This window comes from Niastella soli (assembly GCF_017742245.1).
In the GTDB taxonomy this organism is placed as follows: domain Bacteria; phylum Bacteroidota; class Bacteroidia; order Chitinophagales; family Chitinophagaceae; genus Niastella; species Niastella soli.
The window spans coordinates 228,079-242,591 of sequence record NZ_JAGHKO010000011.1 but is presented as its reverse complement, the minus strand read 5'-3'; the positions used below and the strand labels follow the sequence as shown (position 1 = coordinate 242,591).

The following is a 14,513-nucleotide window of genomic DNA, read 5'->3' as shown; positions in this document are numbered from 1 at the left end:
ACTCAAAGGTATAAAAAAAGAAAGTAAAAAGAAAAATGCGAATATGTATTTGTATTCACGTGATTAACGCAGTACCAACAGTCTTAATTTCATTTACACGATTTTTGGCAAAATCTACGCACCTATTGTTTAAAACAACACACCTATCGGTTTAATCAGCTCCACTACATGTTGATATCTTTTTCTTTGGGGTAAAGCCTGGCCATTCCCATTCTTCACATTTAACAAACTTAATATATAAATTAGAACTATACGATCCCGTGAGAGACAAAATGCTTGTTGTACTTTGACTCAGAGAAATTTAATTTTTAATTGAGTAGACGTGTGAGAATAGTTGTGATCTGTCGATGCGATCGCCACTCATTAGAAATACTCCAATCAACTTCAGGCAGATCGGTAAAGCATGAAAATGATTTACCACCCGACTTAGCCCGCCAAACCTTTCAGCGTACCGGCTAACGTTGTTGTTCAGCTCCCGGGCGAATGCTAGCGCTTTGATCATCATTTCTGTTTTTTTGTTCCAACGTCGGTTAAGCCTTAAATTTAAGTACTGTATGTTATACTAACGGAAACACCAAAACATAATGAAACTTACTATTATTTCAACCGCCTTTATTTTCTCGGCTGCATTTTCTTTTGGACAGGGACTTGTTAAAATTGGTGACAAGACCCCTAAATATTATTTTGATAAACTTGTAAACGCTCCAGGTACAACGATTGACATTTCAGATTTAAAAGGCAAGCCGACAATACTTGCTTTTTGGGGAACCTGGTGTGCTCCCTGTATACCTGAAATGATAAACCTGGGTAAGCTTCAAAAAATATTCGGCGACAAAGTTCAAATAATAGGAGTATCTAATGATAATGAACAAAAGCTAAAAACCTTTTTACAAAAAAGGCCAAGTAAAATTTGGTTTGCGTCTGACCCTTCAAATAACTTATGGAATATTTTTGACTTACAAACTGCAGGTCACGCTGTTCTTATTGACAAAAACAATTATGTTGTAAGCATTACTGAAATGGTAAAAATAGATAGTGCAGTAATTAATAATTTAATAATTGCAAATCAGCTTAACTTATCAGAAAACAGAGGAACAAAATTATTATCTGAAGACCAAAATCCGGTAAACCTAGATAGTACTACTATATATTCCTTCGTATTACAGCCAGCGTTAAAAGGAATAACACCAATGATGAAAAAGCCACGAATTGGGACATTCGGAAACAGACGAATAACAATAATCAATCTCGTTCCAGCTATAATTTTAAAAGATGCCTATGAGATCTCAACCACTAGAAAAATAATATATCCTACAAAAGAGGACAGTTTAGAAAGTAATCAAAATTCCTATTGCATTGACTTTATTGTAGCAGAAAATGACAAAGCAAATCTAAAAGCACTCTTCCAAAAAGAGCTTAACGATCACCTCCCTGTTAAAGGCGAGGTACAAAAAAGGACCATACCCTGCTATGTATTAAAACTCATTGAAGGGAAACAAATTTCAATAAAGGAATCAACGAAATCATACAATAGGTTCTCTTCTTCCGGTTTAGAATTCAGTGGAGAGGGTATCCCCATCAAAACATTCATCAGCTATATAGAAAACGAATTGCGTTATCCAATTTATGATGCCACAGGTTTGACAAAATACTATGATATAGAATTTTTTAAAAACAATGTTGACCGTTTACAATCAACAAAAGACAGTTTAGCAAAACTTGGCCTTGAACTTGTGAAAGATCAAAAAGAAATTGACGTTCTTGTAATTACCATCAGATAAGTGCATATGGCCTGCGGCGCTTTGTAAAGTATCGAACAGGAATTGAACCTGCATTTTGTTACCAATACCAGATTTTAGAAATTTCACCAGACTCAGGTTTGAATAGATTACCACACCGGCTATGCAGGACTGTTGGGGATTGCCATAAAAAGAAAAAAGGTCCTCTGTAGAAACAGTCGACCTCTAACGATTGCTTGCCATATGAAAAAAAGATAAAATCTGATTTGGAATGAAGCTTTTACTTCTGATCATTCTTCCGCTACTTTCTTGCTTCGCCCGCCGTAGCCTTGCTTTGCACTCCGAAACTTTAACGAAGGAGTGGCGTAGGCGGGTTGATGATGTAAAAGTACGGTGTCGCAAATTACTATCATAACCATGTTTTAAGCCATCTTATGATCTCAAAGCCCCTACCTGATACACAAATCCCTTACCCATGAAGGATTTCAGCCGATTTTACTATTGGTGTCCAGAGGCCATACTGTACTCACATAAAGCTAAAATAACGATCACTGAACAATGATGCTTTCAACTTTTAATGTGCCGGGGATCGTCTTTTGATCAAGAGGTTGATTTAAAAGCCCGGCGGAAGAATCCGTATTCATTGAATATACAATCCATGGATTTTTCATATCCCTGAACATGATATAACCGTCAGGGAAATTCACCCACGATTTAAAATCGATCACCGGTAATATCTCCCGATATTCGGACCCGATAGTAATACCATTCCTTGTTTTCAACAAGGGATCGAGCAATGTAATCCTGCTTACATGTTCTTTGTCCTGCCAATTTGATTCAAGCAAAATGGCGCCCTGTTGTTTATAATAAAGAACGGCCCCGTTCCAGCTGACTCCTTCATCTTCCAAAACAGTGTCCTTTACGATCATACTTTCGCCAAGCAAGCTGATATTATCCGATCGCAGTCCTTTGACCGGCTTTCCCACCAGACTTTTAACATCTTCAATGAAGGTCAGCTCTGTTCCTTTATGTTTGCTGGAATAACTACATCCTGCTATCAACAATGATAAAAATAAGTATGTGCGCATAGTTTAATTCCTTGGTTTAACGGCCGTACCTGGGAAATCACAACAAACAAGTCCCCGTGTAGCCATGGACTTGCATGTTATTCTTGAAATGACGCGTAGGTATCAGTTGCGAGTATATTGAACACTGCCATCTTTCAAAATACTGGCTCTCACCCCAATCCCAATATCTGTAAGCGGTATAGAAATGCTATAATCGATGTAAATGGTATCACCGACCGCTCCAATGTGTGGATACAACAGAACGCCATATTCTTTAAGGTTTCCGTCAATAAGCGATTCAAAATCCCCTTTCTCTATTCGTTTATTCAAAACATTTACTCCATTTTTCTTAACCGCGATGTCGCTTTTTAAGGAATGCCCGGTAAAGCGGTCCAGTTTATACGTTTCCAGATACTTCGCAGGCAGCGGAAAAGAGTCACCTGTGCAATTATGATTAAAGGCTAAGGAAACAGAATCCTTTCCCATAATAAAAACAGTATCTTTTATAACCGGATTCTCACATAATTGAGACATTTGCCTGATAAAATTTTTGATCTCCTCCTCCTCATTATACCCCTCCTCATTATACTCCCCCTTCTCTTCAACAGCTTTAACAGTAGAACTGCCAACTCGTTTGGTTGAATCGGCGCCTTTACTTTTTTCAGTAGTGGCAACATCGCTACACCCAGCGAAGACCAGTGAAATGAAGAGCAAATAGGGAATTGTTTTCAACTGAAATAATTTTAACATACATGGCGAATTATGAATACATTTTAGATAAATCCTTAACGCCAGATTCTTTTCTTTTCATCACCCATAATACCAACCGGCACAATAGCAATACCATCAAAGACCCACCACACCGCAATCCCAGGATCATATTCGTTTTATAAGGGATATGGTGACCACTGCCGTGCGCCAGGAATAAGAAAATTAAATTAAAGACACAAAACAGGAATGCTGCAAGCTGTAAAAGGTTAAGTGTTATTCGCCAAAAATTGATCATTGCTATCATTTTCGTTTAACCGTACACTAAAACTAATAAAAAAGCGACAAGGTCACCCGCAATAAAAAAACATTCCAATTTTTTAAAATTGTTGTCACGTTTTCGTTCACTCGGCTGTTTTTCTATCATAACAACCACAATCATCTAACCAGTAAAATGATTTTTATGTCAAACAAAATAGAACAAGCCATCACAAACTTTGTAAAAGGCGGCGATAACAGCGATGTAGCATTATTAGATAAAGTGCTTCATAAGGACTTCCGGGTAACAAACAATGGTTTTATGGGAACACCTGGGGTAACGATCATCGACAAGGAAAAGTACCTACAAAATATCCGGGATGGCATTTTCGGCGGTCTGCCGAGAAAAATGGTGATTGAACAAATAGATGAAAGTAACACTATTGCATTGGTCAAACTGCGCCTGGAAAGTTCAGAAAACTACTTTGTTTCATACAATTCGCTCGTGCTGGATACGGATAACGAATGGCGGCTCATCAACAACCTGGCAGTGGTAGAAAGCAAAAAATAATGGCCTTGCCATAACAGGCATTACATAACGTCAAAATAAAAACGCCCTGATCTCGGCTGAGCCGAGATCAGGGCGTTCTGTATTTTATCTTTTGCGTTAATTGTTCAGCATTAAGCGCCTTTCTTGATAATAAACTTATACTTACCTGATCCTACTTTGTAGATCTGACGGCCTTTTTCATACCCCAACGACTTTATCTCCTTGTGTAAATTCATTGGTGAATTACTTTCCATAATATTAGCATTGGGCGGGGTAGGCAGGTAAATAGTAGCTGTTGTATTTGGTGGTACCTGTATGGTAAATACGTGGAATACATATTGGTGATCCCACTCAGAATAAATTTTACCGTATGGTGAGTTGAACGATACGCTACCTTTTTCCAAGCCCATGATCGGCTCGGGATTGATGATGATGTTCTTGTAAGCAACGGATGTATCTTCCTGGTGTATACCACCCACGCCATCATAGAACCATTGCATCAGGTGACCTAACATCAGGTGGTTGTTCGATACTTCCGGCAACGCTGCCCATGATTCGGTCAAGGCAGTTGCCCCCTTCTTCAGTTGGTAACCATAACCTGGCACTTTTTCGTCGCTGTTCATATCATACACCATCTGAGAAGAACCATTTTTGGTTAACGCATCAACCAGGAAATGGAAACCGATGTCACCGGCTGTAAGCGCGCTTTCGTTGGTGATGATATCTGTTTTCAATTGGTCCAGCACAGCTGCTTTGTTAGCGTCTTCAACCAGTCCTACCGCTAAAGGCATGGCCATCGCAGTCTGGCTGCCGGTTGAATACTTATGAGAAGCTGCATCATAGAATTTCGTGTTGAACGATTTTTTCACATCAGCAGCCAAAGTAGCATATTGAGTAGCATCGGCTGATTTACCCATCAGCTTCGCCATTTTTGATACCAGATCAATATCGTAATAATAGATGGCGGTTGCGGTCAGTTCTTTAGGAGTTAACTGGGCCAGGCCGGGGAATTTAGGTCCCAGGTCGTACCAGTCGCCCAAACCGTGCGACAGGATATTACCATTGGCTTTTGACTTCAGGTAAGCCACGTATTTGGTCATCATAGGCCATGCTTCCTGCATCACCGTTTTATCGCCATACCATTGATAGATCAGGTATGGTAGTATTACAGCGGCACTGCCCCACTCGGGTGAATCGCGGAAACCGTCATCAAACTTTACAAATTCCGGAGCGATATCAGGAACCAATCCATCTGTGGTTTGGTCGGCCATCATATCGGCAATGATCTTTTTATACAGACTGTAAATGTCATAATTGAAGTGGATCGATTCGCCCATGAGGTAGGACTGTTCTAACCAACCCAGTTTTTCACGGTGCGGACAATCACTCAATACGCTTTGCATATTGCTGCGGATAGCCCAATCGATCAGTGTATAGGTATCATTCATCAGGTCTTCCCTGCTATCGAACTTACCTATCTGCGGAGCCGAGTTGCGGGTATGCAGCATTTTGATATCCTTAATTACGGCAGTCAGTTTTTTGCTTTTTATACTATCTGGCGCTGCATATGAAACTTCTGCATAGCGGAAGCCATAGAAAGAAAAGCGGGGTGTCCACTCTTCATCACCGGTACCTTTACAGGTATAAGAATAGAAATATGGCTTACCGCTGTTCTTTTGGTTAACGCGTTTTTCTTCACCAAGTAGTTCAGCAGGGAAAATGCGAACTACCTGTCCTTTTTGACCACGCACTGTTATTTTGATAACACCGCTGGCGTTCTGTCCGAAGTCAAACAGTACAGTAGTATCGCTGTTCTTCGCACAGGTTTGCGGGGCAAAGGTTTGCATTACTTTTACCGGGGTACCGGTTTCAGCAACCAGTTTGCCTGCAGGCGCTTTTACAGCAACCGCGGCCTTCCAGCTGCCATCGTTGAAAGCTGCTTTGTCCCAGCCATCCTGTTCCAGGGTAGCGTTGTATTCTTCACCAGCATAGATACTTGAAAAGGTAATGGGACCGGGGGCTGTTTTCCAGCTGTTATCAGAGATCACTTCCGATTTGGTACCATCAGCATATTCAACCACCAGTTTCATGATCATTTTGGGGTTGCCATAAGCCAGCAACGCTTTGCGGTAACGCTCGTTGGGAATGTTATAAAACCCATTACCGAGCATCACCCCGATGGCGTTGTCGCCATTGGTAACCTGGCTGGTTACATCCAATACGTCGTATAAAACGCGTTTGTCGTAGTTTGTCCAGCCGGGCGACATAAACTGATCGCCTATTTTAACACCATTGATGTGCAGTTCGTATTGACCTAACCCGGTAACAAAAGCAGTAGCTCTTTTAACGGGTTTGCTTACTGTAAATGATTTACGGAGTAATGGCAATACGTGATTACCGCTTACCACCGCTTTGTAATCTTTGTTGGCGCCGGGGGCATGAACACCGGGCACATACCTTTTGGCCGCATCCAGTTCATCGTAACCGATCCATTGGGCATTGCTCCAGTCGGCAGGCTGCATTAAACCCATGGTAAATTTGGCGGTATCCTTGCTATAGTCAGACAGCTGGCCCTGGTTATCCCATACCATTACTTTCCAGTAATAGGTTTGACCGGCCTTGAGCGGCGCACCACCATAGGGCACCAGCAGCGATTGTTCGCTGGTCACCTCTTTGGAGTCCCAGATATTACCGGTGTTAAGGACCAGTTTTGACCAATCGTCGGCCACCAGAATGCGATATTTGGTTTGCATAATAGCCCGGGCAGTACTGGTTATTTCCCAGCTCAGACGGGGCTGCGTCAATTCGAGGCCTGCAGGATTAGTAAGGTTTTCAACGCGCGGATTCACCACGACGGGTCTTGCAGGTTGTTGAGGCTGTGCAAAACCGGGTACAGAACCAACCAACACTAAGAGAGAGGCTACAAGTGTACTTTTTTTCATGCCTTATAAGATATTGAATAGGTTTTAGGGAAAACGATAATAGTTATCCATTATTATATACCAGGGAACCCACATTCGAAAAAATACGAACGCGACTATCGTAATAATAACAAGGGAAGTGTATAGTGATCTGATTCACAGAGCGAGCCAAAGTAAGAATAAAATCGTGAATGGTCAACGTTAAAATGGTCAATTATTTGGCTGCTTTATATATAATTACCTCCCCTTGTGCAACTAGCTTGCAAACCCCGAGTGCAACTTATACATTTGCGCCGCCCTTTAAAACCCATATATTAAAATCGTATGAAAACACCCCCGTGTACCCTTGCTTTAGCGTTAACCTTATCCGTATTCGCCCTTGCCTGTAATAAAAGCAATACTGTAAACAATATTACAGTTGATAACAAAAAAGCCCCAACCCTTCCCGAAAAGCTGCAAGGGAAATGGTATCAGACAGATTCACACTGGACATTGAGTTTTAATGGAAATGTGATCAATGATGCTGCCATCTTTTCCAAGGGAGAAAATACTTTGGAATTCAGAGGGAACAGGATTACCAGCGAGGATCGCCAGAGCAGCGCTACTATCAACTATAAAGTTATTGAAGGACCGACGAACCTGCTCATAGCAAATGGCGATACCACTGAGATCATTAAGATCAATGACAGCGAATTAACGCTGCATTGGATAGACAGAACCATTCCCGGCAACGTTCAGGACCAAACAGACAACTTTAAAAAATACTGATCTATTTTATTATCTGCACACATTATCAGCACAACCGCCCACAAGGCGGTTGTTTGCATTATGACCGGAAATCGTGAAACGGGAAACGGCCCTGGTCAACTGATCAACTGGTTAACTGATCAACTAACCAACTAATTCCCATCTGGCTTTACCGCAGTCACAGCCGGGCTTAAAGGCCAGTAAAATTGACCAATTGCATCTGGATGTGCCGGATCAAAGGCTATTTTCTCCTTGACCAAATATTTCGCAATGGGCAGGTTGGCAGCCACCATTCCTTTCACCACACAACGCGCCAGTTCATAAGCGCCATACGGACTAAAATGCGTATTATCTGCCAGGGCAGTTTCCTGTCCGGGAAAAGTATTGGCCGGATAATGTACAAATGCTTTGAGTGATTGCTCCGGTCCCCAGGCTTCATACAAGGTCTTGCTCATCGCATTCAGATCAATGAGCGCTACCTTTTCTTCCGCCGCGGTTTGCCGCATAGCTTCGGGATAATCACTCAGGGTATTGATGATATGACCGCTTGAATCGAAATTACGGCGATGCATAGAGGTCACCAGCACAGGCGTCATGCCTTTTTTGCGTGCCTCCCCTATCCATTCTTTGATGGTCTGTTTATAGGTAGTGAACGGATCGAGGTGATTGCCGCCGGGTTTTTGATCGTTGTGCGTGAATTCTATGAATAAATAATCACCCGGTTTGGCCAGACTGAACACTTTCTCCAGCCGCCGTTCCCGGGCAAAGGCTTTCATGGTCTCTCCCGATTCGGCATAATTGGCGATGGCGATATTACCAGGTTCAAAAAAACGCGGGACCATTTGTCCCCACGCAGCCCAGGGCTCCCGGTCCTGGTCAACTACCGTAGAATTGCCCGCCAGAAAAACAGTGGTGGCTTTTTGGTTAGGTGTTATTTCCACCGCACATACTTTGGGCAGGGAATCGTTGAACTCCAGCGTAAGCAGGTTGTCCCAATGCCGATACGTATACTCGCGCGACTTCAATCTTACTGTACCTGTTTCTTTTTGTTGTGCATCTCTGATGAGGCTGTCTTTAACATGAACAGTAATGGTTTTGGTAACCTGCTTTCCATTTGCAGTGCGAATGTTCTCCAGCATCAGCCGCCGGTTCTCTACGCGCACCGTGGTGGCAGATGTTCCCTTCACATCACCCAGGATCAGTTTTATATCGTAATTGCCATCGGGCAATTGAACAGAGAAATAAAAGGGTTTGTTGCTGGTTAGATAATCCCCGGTAAGCGCATTGCCACCCCGATCGATGGCCTGCACCACAGCCCCTGCTTCAAAGCCATACCCGGTTTCTTTTGAAAAGAGGGTATTGGGTGTAACGGCTATATAACCGTTGGCCGCTTTAGTGGTACCAAAGTCGAATTTAAAGCTCGTAGTTTGGGAATAGGTAGTTATTACAGATGTTATTAGTAATAATGACAACCCTATCGATTTCATATGGGTATAGTTTGTTAGTTTTTTAGTTTATCAGTTTGTTAGTTCAAAACCCATTAACTAAATAACTAACAAACTAAAAAACTAAAGAACTGGTTACTTATTATATTGCAATGAACTGTCGTTTATCTTAAAAGCATCATTTTTAATTAACCGTAACATTTCAGCCCCGGCTAATAAAACCGGTCCGTAACCGTGAGCGGCATACACATTCACCGGGCGATAATAATAGAACGCCGGATCAAAAGCCATACCCGTACCCACACAAACTCCTTCTACCTGACCCGTAGCATTCACCTTTGTGGTGACTGCATTCCAGGCCAGCATGGCCATAGGCGCATAGGCTTTGGCATTTAACCAGCCTTTGTTACAGGCATGGGCTATACAATAAGCATAAATAGCAGTGGCCGATGTTTCCAGGTACGAATCCTCGCGGTTCAGCAATTGATGCCAGAAACCGGAACCTGATTGAAAAGCTGCCAGTCCTTTTGCATGGGCCTGCAATTGCTGTAATACAAATGGGCGACCGGGATGAGTTTCCGGTAACACATCCAGCAATTCACACATGGCCATAATAGCCCAGCCATTGGCACGCCCCCAGTAAAACATCGGATGCGGGTTCATCTCCTGAACCCAGCCATGCATGTACACACCTTTTTCTTTATCGAACATCCGCTGGGTATATTGTTTTATCTGTTTTACGGCATCATCATAATAACTTGTTTTGCCCGTAAGCTTTCCCATTTGGGCCAGCGCCGGCACGCCCATATACAGGTCATCTAACCACATGGTATTTTTCTGTGGCCGGTTGCGGGCCAGCGTACCATCGGGCAAACGATATTCTTTGGTGCTGATATAGTTTATGAAATTATCGATCAACGGCCGCAGGTCATTGTTTATTCCGCTGCGGGTAGCTTTGATCATGGCGGCACAAACGGCGCCGCAATCATCCAGGGCATGCGGTTCTACAGGTTGACGAAAAACATAATTACCCTTTAATGAACCATCGGCTACTTTCTTTTTTATGGCCGGTACCCATTTGGCTATAAAAGACAATCGTTTTTTTACATAGTCGCTGTAACGGGTATCGCCACTGGTTTCTGCAGCCAACAACATACCGCTGTAGGTTACCCCCCACTCATAGGCAGTAAGCCGGAAATCACCAGGTTTTATTCCATAGGCCGTATCAAATTGTGACGCATCGGTCACCTCCTGCCCTGTTTGTTTGTTGATCATTTGCGCCGGTGTAACCCCATCAAGGTAATTGAATACCTTATCCAATACTTTCTTTATATCGGCTTCGCTCATGGCGCCGTAAGGAACGGGATAATCGGGTTGTAAAGCGTGCAGTGGTGCGGTAACATCAGTACCGGGTTTCGCCTGGGAGAAAGCTTGCGATACAATGAGTAAACCTGCTAAAGTGTGAGCTACTTTATTCATATGCTTCAATCGTGCTTGGTTAATTAGTTAGTGAGTTATTGGGTTCCTAAGTTACTTACATTTAAACTAAAGAACATATGACCTAAATAACTTAAAAACGCATGAACTCAATAACTAAAAATAACCCTGTGCCCACACCTCACAATCCTGTGCTATCCTGCCAATTACAAATAAAAAACCGCTACGTAGAAACGGAGCGGTTATCTCAATTGTTAAAACATAGATCACAACTGGATGATCTAGCTCATTGTGCTTATAGGCAATGTTTTTAATGACATTGGTCAGTTTTTTGTATTAACCAGGCTGTCTAATAATATTTTGAATTCCGGTTGGTTAGGGTGTGGCCCTTCATAGTTTATAATTTTACCAGCCGGGTCAACAATTATGATTTTAGGTAAGGCCCTTACCTTGCAATACAGGGCAAATAAACCGTTGAAGTCAGACGGCTCCTGCAATTGAACACCCCCTGGATTGTGTTTCGTTACAGCCTGCTTCCAGTCATCTGTGTCAATATCTATCGACACGTTGATGAATTGAATTAAACTGTTATCATATTTTTTTATCAGTTCATTCCACGCAGGCATATTGGCAATACAGGGCCCGCACCAGCTTGCCCAAATATCTATGACCAGGTATTTCCCTTTGAACTTTTTAAAGTCAACCGGGTTACCGGTAATATCTTTTAAAGTGAAATTATGCATGGTCCCCTCCAGCAACTGCTTATTCAATTCCGGGTCGAATAATGGGTATTTAGCCTTGAACTCTTTGTTATCAGTAAGCGCATATATTTTCGTCAGCAGCTCGCAACCCACCGTACTGAGCTTTACGCTATCGGCCAGGGTTGTATAGAATTGCATCACCGAATCAATGGACAGTTGCCTGTACAGTTTTGATAAAAGATACCCGCTTACATACGACTCAGGGTGCTTTACAATATAACCAACATCCATTTTGTACCCCTTTTGCCTGTAAACGCTCGCCTTCTTAAGCAATGAATCAATTTGTGCCGAATGAATAAGCTGATTATTTTTTTTATCAAGCAGTCTTAAAGAATCAAGTATTGTAAAACACCGCTCTTCGGGATCGGTATACTCCCGTTTAACATTATCCCATTTCTCCTTTTCTATTTGTGCAGTTGACCCGGAAATGGCGGCTTTTTTAACGCCTACTTTTTTGACGATCTTTATTAAACCCGGCTCTGCTATTAGCCGGATAAAACTGAGGTCATCAAAATATCTGAAATTCAGATCGGTCACGATCGTAACTTCACCGACAGCCCGTATATGGCCAGCATATGTGAACCTGCCCTGATCAAGCCAAAGTTGATCGTAATGGGGTTGATTTAATGCGTCTGTATACCAGATGGCGATCTTTCCGGTATCCTTTCCCAGAACCTGTCCTTCAATTTGAAATAAAGTATTGTCCACGCCTTTTTGGGCGTAAGTTTCCATGAAGGAACCAATACAAGACAGTATTAAAATGATACAGGGGAAAAATCTCTTTTTCATATGTCCATGGCTGTCAATAGCAGCCCTAAGCAAGTACTTATCGGGGGGAAGAATTTGCAATCGGTTGTCACCAGTACAGGTTTAGGGAAATCAATTTTTCAGGCAGCTAACATAAACAAGATTTCTTACAAATTGTAATGTAGTCGGTTCTTTTTTATTAAGCGTGTAATTTTAAGCCAAAAGCGTGTTGTTTTTGGCGATAAGTGCGCATATACTAATACGAGAATTATTTAATGTGACACCTCTTCGTTTAGCTCTCGCTGTTTGTAATTAGTAGCAAAACAGGCTGATGAGCCTGCTCACTTAGGATGTAACCATACCCCAGGAATAGCTGTCCCACCCTCCTGGTTTAGTTTATGCAAACCCATATTTACAGGCCTGCAGAACTACTTTATATTCATGCTATTACCATAGATATCCCGTAGATATCCCGTATATATCCCGTAGTTAAGCCGGAGATATCCCGCCCCTTTATAGGAACGGGATATCTCCGGCTAATAGTTACTGTATGTCCGGGTATTAGCCGGAACAGGTGTATATCTCCCATGGAGTATACCTATAACAAAACAGGGTCGCCCGTAAGGATGACCCTGCTTTGTTATCTGGTTAGTTAGTTTGTTAGTTCTTTAGTACGTAGGTTTTCCCTGATTGCAGACCTCGCGTAGGTCCAAGGGTGCGATCTAAAGCAAAAACTAATTTATGCTTTTACAAGTGAATAGGCTTTTAGTTCAATAAGATCAGAAGATGGATTGGTTTTATTCCAGGCGGAGTGAACTGCCAGTGCAGCGCCCAATGCCGATGCCTGGGCCATAGAGGCCGCATATACTTCGTGCGTGGGGAATGCATTTGCCAGCAGATTCATGTATAATGGATTCTTGCCAAACCCGCCATCTACAAAGATCTTTTTAACCGGACTGTTATGCAACACCAGGTTCAGCGAAGCTACCTGTTGCGTCATCAGATCGGCCATAAACTGGTGGTATGCGGCTTCGTAGGTAGCAAAGCTGTTGAGGTCGCGGGCGCCAAATGCTGACTCCTGTACCATAGCTGATCTGCCGGTCTTGTTATCGGCACCAGGGCCGGAGGCTACAGGAGCGGAAGATAACAGATCAGCATTAAAGGCTACCGTTTTGTAATAATCGAGGGCTACATTAAAATGGGCTGCCAGCCGTTTTGTTTGCTGCTCGTGTTCATACCCGGCAAACAGACGCGATGCCTTGATGGGTTTGCCCCGGTATTCCATATAACACAAACAATCCTGTTGCAACTCTTCATACGTTAACCGGGTTTGGTTAAATGGGTTCAATGCAATGCACCAGGTACCGGTTGATAACAACACAAATGGCTCGGTGAAGTGAAACAAATAAGGGATCAGGGCGGCAGAACTATCATGCAGTCCGACCCCGGTGAGCAGGGCCTGCCCCTGCCATTGGGAAGGCATTAATTGATCTGACGGGAAAATATTCGCCAGTTTCTCGTTGATGGCCTCCCGATAGATCCATTCGTGATAATGGTTCTGCGGAAAGTTCCATAAACCGGTATGACACCCAATACTGGTGATATCGCTATAAGCGCGACCGGTTACCAGGTAGCTCATGTATTGCGGTAAATGCAGGGAATAATGTATCTGATCGAACAACTCGGGTTTCTGGTATTTCAGGCGGTATAATTGCATGCCTGAATTCAGGTTACCCAATACCGGTGAGGCGGTATAAATGGAGAAGGTTATTTCGCCACCATATTTCTGATAGAACCCTTCCTGCAGATCGGCAGGATATGGCTTCAGGTAATTGTATAATGGGGCGGCGGCTTTTCCTTCTTTATCAATATGAACAAAGCTGGCGCCATAGGTACTGAAGTTCAATGCACGCACCTGAAAACGCGGGTCATTAAACACATCCTGCAAACAGCTACGTACCCAGTTGGTAAGGGCGGTCAGGTCTTCACAGGCATCTCCCTCTTCATCGGTTATTTCTGCAAACTGCTGGCTTTTCTCCAACACAATATTGTACTGCTCATCAAACAGGAATAACTTTTTATTGGTTTTACCAATATCAAAAATCGCTATGACGGAAGTTTTGTTCATTAGTC

General features: G+C 42.7%; 11 protein-coding genes. 4 read left to right on the top strand and 7 right to left on the bottom strand.

Annotated elements, in window-relative coordinates:
* Positions 1-584 precede the first annotated feature (584 nt).
* Positions 585-1,781 carry a redoxin family protein gene (locus tag J7I42_RS27175; RefSeq protein ID WP_209142134.1) on the top strand — a complete coding sequence of 399 codons (1,197 nt, stop codon included), beginning with the start codon at positions 585-587 and terminating at the stop codon, positions 1,779-1,781.
* Positions 1,782-2,287: 506 nt separating this feature from the next.
* Here J7I42_RS27175 and J7I42_RS27170 read toward each other — a convergent pair.
* Entirely contained in the window at positions 2,288-2,827 is a 540-nt protein-coding gene (locus J7I42_RS27170; RefSeq protein ID WP_209142132.1) for a hypothetical protein, read from the bottom strand.
* Positions 2,828-2,929: 102 nt separating this feature from the next.
* Positions 2,930-3,556 carry a hypothetical protein gene (locus J7I42_RS27165; RefSeq protein WP_209142130.1) on the bottom strand — a complete coding sequence of 209 codons (627 nt, stop codon included), beginning with the start codon at positions 3,554-3,556 and terminating at the stop codon, positions 2,930-2,932.
* A gap of 2 nt (positions 3,557-3,558) precedes the next feature.
* Between J7I42_RS27165 and J7I42_RS27160 the strand changes: the two genes are divergently transcribed.
* On the top strand, positions 3,559-3,699 hold the full coding sequence (locus J7I42_RS27160) for a hypothetical protein (RefSeq protein WP_209142128.1): 141 nt from the start codon (positions 3,559-3,561) through the stop codon (positions 3,697-3,699).
* Positions 3,700-3,977: 278 nt separating this feature from the next.
* Positions 3,978-4,343, top strand: a complete 366-nt coding sequence (locus tag J7I42_RS27155) for a nuclear transport factor 2 family protein (RefSeq protein ID WP_209142126.1) — start codon at positions 3,978-3,980, stop codon at positions 4,341-4,343.
* 110 nt (positions 4,344-4,453) lie between these two features.
* On the opposite strand, the gene J7I42_RS27150 is transcribed toward J7I42_RS27155, so the two are convergent.
* Complete coding sequence (locus J7I42_RS27150) at positions 4,454-7,264, bottom strand: family 78 glycoside hydrolase catalytic domain (protein ID WP_209142124.1); 2,811 nt, start codon at positions 7,262-7,264, stop codon at positions 4,454-4,456.
* Positions 7,265-7,567: 303 nt separating this feature from the next.
* On the opposite strand from J7I42_RS27150, the gene J7I42_RS27145 reads away from it, so the two are divergent.
* Complete coding sequence (locus J7I42_RS27145) at positions 7,568-8,011, top strand: hypothetical protein (RefSeq protein WP_209142122.1); 444 nt, start codon at positions 7,568-7,570, stop codon at positions 8,009-8,011.
* A gap of 131 nt (positions 8,012-8,142) precedes the next feature.
* Here J7I42_RS27145 and J7I42_RS27140 read toward each other — a convergent pair whose 3' ends face one another.
* From J7I42_RS27140 to J7I42_RS27125, 4 genes are all read right to left on the bottom strand, one after another.
* Positions 8,143-9,477, bottom strand: a complete 1,335-nt coding sequence (locus J7I42_RS27140; protein WP_209142120.1) for a rhamnogalacturonan acetylesterase — start codon at positions 9,475-9,477, stop codon at positions 8,143-8,145.
* A 93-nt stretch (positions 9,478-9,570) separates the two neighbouring features.
* On the bottom strand, positions 9,571-10,914 hold the full coding sequence (locus J7I42_RS27135) for a glycoside hydrolase family 88/105 protein (RefSeq protein ID WP_209142118.1): 1,344 nt from the start codon (positions 10,912-10,914) through the stop codon (positions 9,571-9,573).
* Positions 10,915-11,195: 281 nt separating this feature from the next.
* The gene (locus J7I42_RS27130) at positions 11,196-12,422 is read right to left on the bottom strand and encodes a TlpA family protein disulfide reductase (protein ID WP_209142116.1); all 1,227 of its coding nucleotides are present in this window, start codon (positions 12,420-12,422) and stop codon (positions 11,196-11,198) included.
* A gap of 697 nt (positions 12,423-13,119) precedes the next feature.
* Complete coding sequence (locus J7I42_RS27125; protein WP_209142114.1) at positions 13,120-14,508, bottom strand: FGGY-family carbohydrate kinase; 1,389 nt, start codon at positions 14,506-14,508, stop codon at positions 13,120-13,122.
* Positions 14,509-14,513 lie beyond the last annotated feature (5 nt).